General features: G+C 35.6%; 5 protein-coding genes. 3 read left to right on the top strand and 2 right to left on the bottom strand.

Annotated elements, in window-relative coordinates:
• Positions 1-293 precede the first annotated feature (293 nt).
• The 3 genes from F6K54_RS35520 (at position 294) to F6K54_RS35530 (ending at position 3,514) form a co-directional block, all read left to right on the top strand.
• Entirely contained in the window at positions 294-806 is a 513-nt protein-coding gene (locus F6K54_RS35520) for an adenine phosphoribosyltransferase (protein ID WP_293088465.1), read from the top strand.
• Between the two features lie 876 nt (positions 807-1,682).
• Positions 1,683-2,702 carry an ABC transporter permease gene (locus F6K54_RS35525; protein WP_293088467.1) on the top strand — a complete coding sequence of 340 codons (1,020 nt, stop codon included), beginning with the start codon at positions 1,683-1,685 and terminating at the stop codon, positions 2,700-2,702.
• Between the two features lie 188 nt (positions 2,703-2,890).
• A complete protein-coding gene (locus F6K54_RS35530; RefSeq protein ID WP_293088468.1) occupies positions 2,891-3,514 on the top strand; it encodes a restriction endonuclease subunit R in 624 nt (207 codons plus the stop codon).
• Positions 3,515-3,805: 291 nt separating this feature from the next.
• Here the strand turns inward: F6K54_RS35530 and F6K54_RS35535 are convergent, their stop codons facing one another.
• Together F6K54_RS35535 and F6K54_RS35540 are read right to left on the bottom strand one after the other, a co-directional pair.
• Positions 3,806-3,967 (bottom strand): UPF0175 family protein, encoded by a 162-nt coding sequence (locus F6K54_RS35535; RefSeq protein WP_366558324.1) that lies wholly within the window; start codon positions 3,965-3,967, stop codon positions 3,806-3,808.
• A 1,039-nt stretch (positions 3,968-5,006) separates the two neighbouring features.
• Positions 5,007-7,292 (bottom strand): transglycosylase domain-containing protein, encoded by a 2,286-nt coding sequence (locus tag F6K54_RS35540; RefSeq protein ID WP_293088470.1) that lies wholly within the window; start codon positions 7,290-7,292, stop codon positions 5,007-5,009.
• Positions 7,293-7,942 lie beyond the last annotated feature (650 nt).

Below are 7,942 nucleotides of genomic sequence, written 5' to 3' on the forward strand. Positions count from 1 at the left end.
TCCTACCGGAGGAACTGCGGACTTCAGCTATCAGAAGAGTGCTTTTAGTTTAGTAGAAAAGCAATATTTAATTGTCTTACGACAAAAGTTGCCTCCTTTGCCCTTAAAGTCTATTTTAATTTAAACACTGTCCTTAAAAGAAACACTCTTGTTGCTGATAGATGACAGCTAATAGCTGAATGCTTACAACGCCCCTACTCCCGACTTTTCCTACTGAGGAATTTTTTTGAATTTATCTAAATCTTATAACTTTTGACTTTTGACTTTTGACTTTTGACTTTTGACTTAAATAAATGGACTTAAAAAATTTAATTCGCGAAATTCCCAATTTTCCCAAATCAGGAATTTTATTTCGAGATATTACTACTCTTCTGAGTGACCCAGAAGGTTTACGTTATACTATTGACATTTTGGCGGAAAAATGCTCAGAATTTCAAGCAAACTATATAGTGGGTATAGAATCCCGGGGCTTTATTTTTGGTGTCCCCTTAGCTTATCAGTTGAATGTGGGTTTTGTACCAGTGCGTAAACCGGGAAAATTACCAGCAGCAGTATATTCAGTTACTTACGATTTAGAGTATGGCCAAGATACGCTGGAAATGCACCAAGATGCCATGGCAGCAGGCAGTAGGGTTTTAGTAATTGATGATTTATTAGCTACAGGTGGTACAGCAGCAGCTACAGCTCAATTAATTGAAAAAGCAGATTGTAATTTAGTAGGGTTTGGCTTTGTTATTGAGTTAAAAGATTTAGGAGGGCGTCAGAAATTGCCTGAAGTGCCAATTATTAGTTTGATTGAATACTAATTTCAGTTATCAGTTATCAGTTATCAGTTATCAGTACTTCCAGAAATAGGCAGAAGGCAAGAAAATCGGAAATTTCTTTTTTTATTCCCTTGAAATTGGAAGTTTGAGACCTTGTTTCTTAGTCGGAATAAACAGGAAGAGTCAGGTTAGGGAGTAGGGAGTAGTTCTAATCTAATGAGGATATCTGAAAAGTTTTTTGATACTTAATTTTGCCCCCCTAGCCCCCCAACTTTGGGGGAAGAGTCAATTTGCTTGCTCTAGTCCCCCAAAATTGGGGGATTTAGGGGGCTTTAATTTAGCAAATGGGACTTCTCAGACAACCTCTAATATCAAATCCGGTTAAACAGCCATAGAATGGTTAAGTCTTTAGAATTCTGAATTCTGAATTCTGAATTTCCTACGGAATGCTCCGCAAACAGAATTCAGGAGAAGAAAGATAAGACAAGATGAGCGTAGTTATGGCAATTGGATAATTTTTTTATGTCCAATTAAGCGGATTTGATATAAGAGGTAATTAGGGCTTGCTGAAAAAGTCTTATGGGTGAGGGTAGGAGACAACCCACCCCTAACCCCTCCCAGGAGGGGAAGACAGGAGACAGGAGACAGGAGAAATGGGTACTTAAAGGAAGTAGGAGTAAGAATTGTAAGAATAATTTTCTCTCCAACTATGCGCCTAAAATACTAACTTTTTGAGCATTAAGAGCTGAAACAGGCGCACTTTTTAAAGGCCCCAAAAAGGCACTTGTCTTTATATGTCAATGCTTTGATATTTAATCAGCAAGCCCTAATTATCAATTATCCATTAATGAACCATTTCTCTATCAATATTTTGCAGCAAAAATTGACGTATTTCATATTAGTTTTGTGGATAGAAAATTGAAGTATAACAAGCTAAAACAACTAATTGCCAGTGAAACTTTTGCTTATGTTTTCAAGAGATTATTGCAAGCAATTTTGACTTTATTTCTGGCCTCTGCTCTTTGTTTTGCCATAATTCAGTTAGCTCCAGGTAGTTATATAGATACTTTAAGTCAAAATCCTCAAATTTCTCAGGATACTATTAAACAACTTGAGCAACAGTTTGGTTTGGATAAGTCGCCTTTAGAACAATATTTACGTTGGCTAACACAAATTATTACCAGTGCCAATTTTGGTAGGAGTTTTGTCTTTCAACAACCAGTGGCAGCTCTATTATGGGAGCGAATACCAGCAACTTTACTTTTGTCTATTTCTTCCTTAATAATGACCTGGGCGATCGCTATTCCTCTTGGTATTATTGCTGGAGTTAATCAAAACCGTTTTTTAGACCGTTTTCTCCAATTAATTAGTTACACTGGTCAAGGTTTTCCTAGTTTTATTACTGCTCTATTATTATTATTTTTAGCTCAAAATCTTTCTCCTTTATTACCAGTAGGAGGAATGCAAAGTATTGATTATGATGAACTATCTTTTGTGGGTAAAATTTTAGATATGGGTTGGCACATGATTTTGCCAACTGTTGCTTTAAGCATTACCAGTTTTGCTGGTTTACAGAGGTTAATGCGGGGACAATTATTAGATGTTTTGCGACAAAATTATATTCAAACTGCAAGAGCTAAAGGTCTTCCAGAAAATCGAGTGATTTATGTTCATGCCTTGAGAAATGCCATTAACCCTTTAATCACATTATTAGGATTTGAATTTGCTAGTTTATTAGGTGGTTCGTTTATAGCTGAATATTTCTTTAATTGGCCTGGTTTAGGAACTTTAATTTTAGAAGCGGTAAGAAATCAGGATTTATATTTAGTTATGGCAAGTTTAATGATGGGTGCTTTGATGTTAATTGTGGGTAATTTATTGGCTGATTTGTTGTTGAAAGCTGTAGATCCTCGGATTAAATTGGAAAATCTGAAGTAAGTTCAAGTAAAATTAATTATACATTCTATTAACTTCCCGTGTCCTCTTTCCTGTTCCCTGTTCCCTCTCTCAGCTAGGAAATTCCTCATAAAAAATGGTATCAAACCTATTCATTCTGACTCTTGATTTTTGTCTCCTGACTCCTAAGCAGTAACCTAAATATCTGTAGCAAAGATTTATCAAATATTATGACAGAAACAATACAAGCAGAACGAGTTACGCTTTATGATTTGATAGATAAATTTAATTTTAAATTGAGTGAAAATCCTGCTTTTTTTAGGGAATGGCAAGATGATTTACCAGAGATTAATGAAAGGGAAAAACAACAATTGCATCGGGTTAAAAATAATTATTTTAATTTAGCGATGCGTCCCATGGTAGAAGATATGGTTAAAATGGTGGTAGTGTCTCCTTTGTTAGATTTAGCAGGGTTTTATTTACCTCCTTTTTATAACACTGCCGAGAGTTCTATAGAGATTGAAGAGAAGGATAAAGGGTTAATTATTCGGGGTAGAATTGATGTTTTGGTATTACAAGACCGCTTCTGGGTTTTGGTTATTGAGTCTAAGCGATCGGGGTTTTCTTTAGAGGTAGGTATTCCTCAATGTTTAGCTTATATGTTGGGAAGTCCTCATGCAGATAAGTCTTTGTTTGGACTGGTGACTAATGGCAGTAATTTTATCTTTTTAAAGTTGGTAAAAGGGGAACAGTTTGAGTATGCTTTGTCTGATGAATTTAGCTTAAGACGAGGGGATGATTTAGTGACGGTTTTGGCTATTTTAAAGGGGTTGAAAAGAGAGGTTTTAAGTTAGCATTCAGCCATCAGCCATCAGCTATTAGCTTTATTACCTTATCAAAAAGGAGAAAAAAGCAATTGATAAATTTCACAGAATTAAAAGTATACAGAAGTTATTTTTGTAACGGGGATTTGAAAGCCTCCAAAAATATTTCGCCTTAAAAGGCGGGGTTGCGCGACCCAATTATTTTGAGAAATTTGTTGCAGCAAAGGAGAGGTAATTGTTAATTATTAATTATTAATTATTAATTGTTGAAAACAATCATAACCACCCTTTAGCCTTCAAATGCTGAATGTATTCCTGCAATTATGCCACATCATAATGAATACAAATATCACGCTCTGCCATCAACTTTTGAAAACTAATCTGCGACATATTTAATAATTCTGCTGCTTTTCCCAAGCTAATTTTTTCCTGCTGAAAGAGTAACAAAACAATCTCAATTAACAGTTCATTTTCTGATAACACAACTAGCTTTTATAATTTCATCAGGAATAATCAAAACCACCTTTTTAACCTACATTCCGCACGACAAAACGTAGCATAAAAATAAAAGTCAAAAGTCAAAAGTCATATCAAATCCGGTAGCATCGGTGTAATAAGATAGTGAATTCAGAATCCAGAATCCAGAATTCAGAATCCAGAATTTAGAATCCAGAATTTAGAATCCAGAATTTAGAAGGGAAGAGAACTCAGAACTATTTCCACTCTGGGTGAAGATGGAATATTTTTTTATACCGAATTAAACGGATTTGATATCAAAAGTCATGCATTCAAAAGTCATGCATTAAGAAATAAAGAAGTAAGAAGTAAGAAGAAAATTATAGTGGTCAATAGGAGTCAATAATTTAGTAAGTATTTATACTTAATACTTAACTGAGAATTTGACTTTTGAGAAGTAATTTATACAGTATAAATATTTACCAAGAATAGAAAATATATACTACTTTTAATACTACAAAATGACGTGCGGAATGTGGGTTTTAATATTCTTTATGAATAGGAAAACTATCTCTAATTAGGGCTTGCTGATTAAATATTAAAGCATTGACTGATATTGGTTTCAGCCTTTTTTGTCGAAAAAAGTACAAGCTTTTCGGTTTAAAAAGTTCATGAATGCTAGTATTTTGGGACGATTATGGCAGAACAATCTTGGGACGATTCTTCTGACTACTTCTTCTATAATTCCCATTTCTCCTGAATTCACCGATTCTGGATTCTGGCTCCTACCCTTACCAAAAAACTTTCCATACGCAAACCCTAATTATTAATAATTAATTATTAATTATCAATTATTAATTATTAATTATTAATTATCTATTACTTTATAAATTGTATTAATTACAATAAAATATGGTTTTCCTATGGAAATAAGTTCTAAAAATTCATCGATCATACTTGTTTTATTAGTATTTGAAAATTACATTAAAGTTCTATCCTAACTAACTCCTGAAAGTAAGAATTTAATTTCTGACTTCTGACTTCTGACTTCCAACTTCTAACTTCGTTACTCCCCTACAACTTTTTTCATATAATTCCCCCATAACTGAGCCGCTTGTCCGCTATTGCTATAAGTAGGAGAATTATCATCATTTCCTAACCAAATACCTGTCACCATACTTTTGTTAGGAATATAACCAACAAACCATAAATCTACTCCTCTATTAGTTGTACCCGTTTTACCAGCTTCATCTAATCCTACATAAGCTCCACTACCAGTACCATTTTGCACTACTCCTTGGAGCATTTGAGTCATGGTATCTGCTATTTGTGGTTTTAATATTTGGCGGTTAGCTTCATCCTTTTTAGAGGTTTCACACTTTGGATCTGAATTATAGGAATAAATACAACGACAAGTGTAGATATTATCGCGATCGCTACAGTCGCTACTATCAATAATCTTTCTAATGGTATGAGGGCGGTTTCCTACTCCACGGTTAGCGATCGCTCCATAAGCGCCAGTTATTTCTAAGACGTTAACTTCATTTTGACCTAATATTAATCCTGGTACAGCATCTAACTTAGATTTAATCCCTAAACGCTTTGCCATCCTGACGACATTACCTAAACCCACTTGTTGAGCAACTCGCAAAGCTACCACATTTTCAGAAAGTGCTATTCCAGTGTACATATTTGTATTGCCGCCACTGCGTTGACAACCTCCGTAAGTTTGCCCCATCCATCTCATGGAACTACAAGAATATATTTTTGTTGGTGGTATCCCTCTTTCCAAAGCAGCAGTATAGGCAAAGACTTTAAAAGTAGATCCTGGTTGACGTTGTGCTTGAGTCGCCCGGTTAAACTGACTCTGTTGATAATCTGCACCTCCAGTCAAGGCAATGACTTCTCCATTTTTAGAGTCTATTGTGACTATAGCGCCTTGAGAAAAATTAGCATAAGAACCAGCATTGTTAATTGCATCTTTCAAACTTATTTCTGCTTTAGTTTGAATTTCAGGATTTAAAGCTGTTTGAACAATCAAATTTCCTTCTCTAGCGAACTTTTCTCCTAATAACTCTTCCAGTTCACTAAATACATAACTATAATAATAAGGTGCTATTGTACCTTGAAAAATTTGTATAGCTTTAGGATTAATGTCTACCCGCGAGCGTCTAGCTCTATCTGCTTCTTGTTGGTCAATCATCCCCAAACTGAGCATTCGATAAATTACTCTATCTCTTTTTTCTATAGCTAATTGATAATTTTCTACGGGATTAAAAGTATTAGGTGCTGGTAAAATTCCTACTAATGTTGCTGCTTCTGATAAAGTTAAATCTTGAGCGCTTTTACCAAAATAAAATCTAGAGGCATCTTCAAACCCGTATAAATCTAACCCTAAATAAACCTTATTCAGATAATTTAATAATACATCATTCTTACTATAAAAAGCCTCTATTTTTAAAGATACTATTGCCTCTCGTACTTTCCTACCCAGAGAATCTTCTGTACCTACATAGCCACGAAATATACTTCTTGCTAATTGTTGAGTTACTGTACTTCCTCCTTGGCTAATACCATCTGCCCTCAAATTTGTCAATACTGCTCTGATAATTCCGATGGGGTCTACGCCAAAATGCCAATAAAAGCGACTATCCTCAGAAGCAATAACTGCATCAGGTAAATATTTAGAGAATTTAGATATGCGTCCTAATTCATAATGGGCATTTCTGTAGGTGGGACGTAGAGGAGTTTGTCCATCACGAGCATAGACAACTACTGGGCCAGTAATTGGATTAGGTAAAGGGTCCACCTGAAATTTTGTCCATTCAAGTAGAATCATTAAACTGATTAAAGCGGTTAATCCAGAAAGGCCGAAGACAGTATAACGAAATGCTTGAAAATACCAGGCAGGAGGGTCTACATACCGAACTTTAACAGTATCAGCTAATGCTGGTGGTCCTAAAGTTAGAACATCGCCATGACGTAGAGACAGACGAAAAACTTGTTTTTTCCCATTGTAGATACCATTAGCAGAATTCTCGTCTTTAACTACATAAGGAGCTTTAGATTTATTAGTATTTTTGGAGACAGACAGATGAATTTTACTAATCAGGGGATTACGAATGACAATATCACAAGCTTGGGAAGAGCGGCCTAGTAAATAGCGATCGCCCAAAAGAGGATATTTTTTAGCTGGAGTATTCTCTGTTTCCTGTATCCAGAGTTCGGGTACTTTAGCATTAGGTCTCAGTGCTAGTCGGGAAAAGTTAACATTGGCATGAATAGTTTGAACCATCTGGGTAATATTACCCAAGAGAGTTTGAGAGTTACGAGGAGGTCGTGGATAATTCATCGTAAAATTTCGGTAAGTGGGAAACCACCGTCTTTTAAGCGGTGGATGGAAACGACTCGACGGATTTTAATCCGTAGTCAAAAAATGTGTTATAATTAACCTTAAACTTAAAAAGTAGCCTCAATGGTCTTTTGGCCGGAGAGAGTAGTGGCAATTGACACTGCCTAGTGGACTGCTGCTGTATACGTACTACGGTACGGTACTGGCAATGTGGTTGTTGCGAGCAATGTGAAAATCGAGGTTTTAACCCGATTTACAACTCCTCTGAAGAATCCACGCGGATTTATCCCGTGGAGTGTCAAAACTGGAAGGAACAGGGAACAGAGAGTTAACGAAGTCAAAGGTCAAAAGTCAAAAGTCAGAAGTTAGAAGTTATTTTTGTAACGAGAATGCGTGAGCAACCCTCCAAAAATATTTCGCCTTAAAAGGCAGAGTTCTAGACCCAATTCTTTTGGTAGAAAAGCGTTTCCTGACAAAATGCTCTGCAAACAGATACTTAGCTCTTAGAAAAAATCTACTCAACACGAGTAATTGTATCCATCTCCTCTGTGAATGGATTGGATATGATTTCGAGATACAGACAAGATTTTATCCCCATGTCGGATATCAAAATTACCTTTACTTCTGACAGTTTTAATCCTGACTCCTTT

It is taken from the genome of Okeania sp. SIO3B5, assembly GCF_010692555.1.
Lineage (GTDB): Bacteria > Cyanobacteriota > Cyanobacteriia > Cyanobacteriales > Microcoleaceae > Okeania.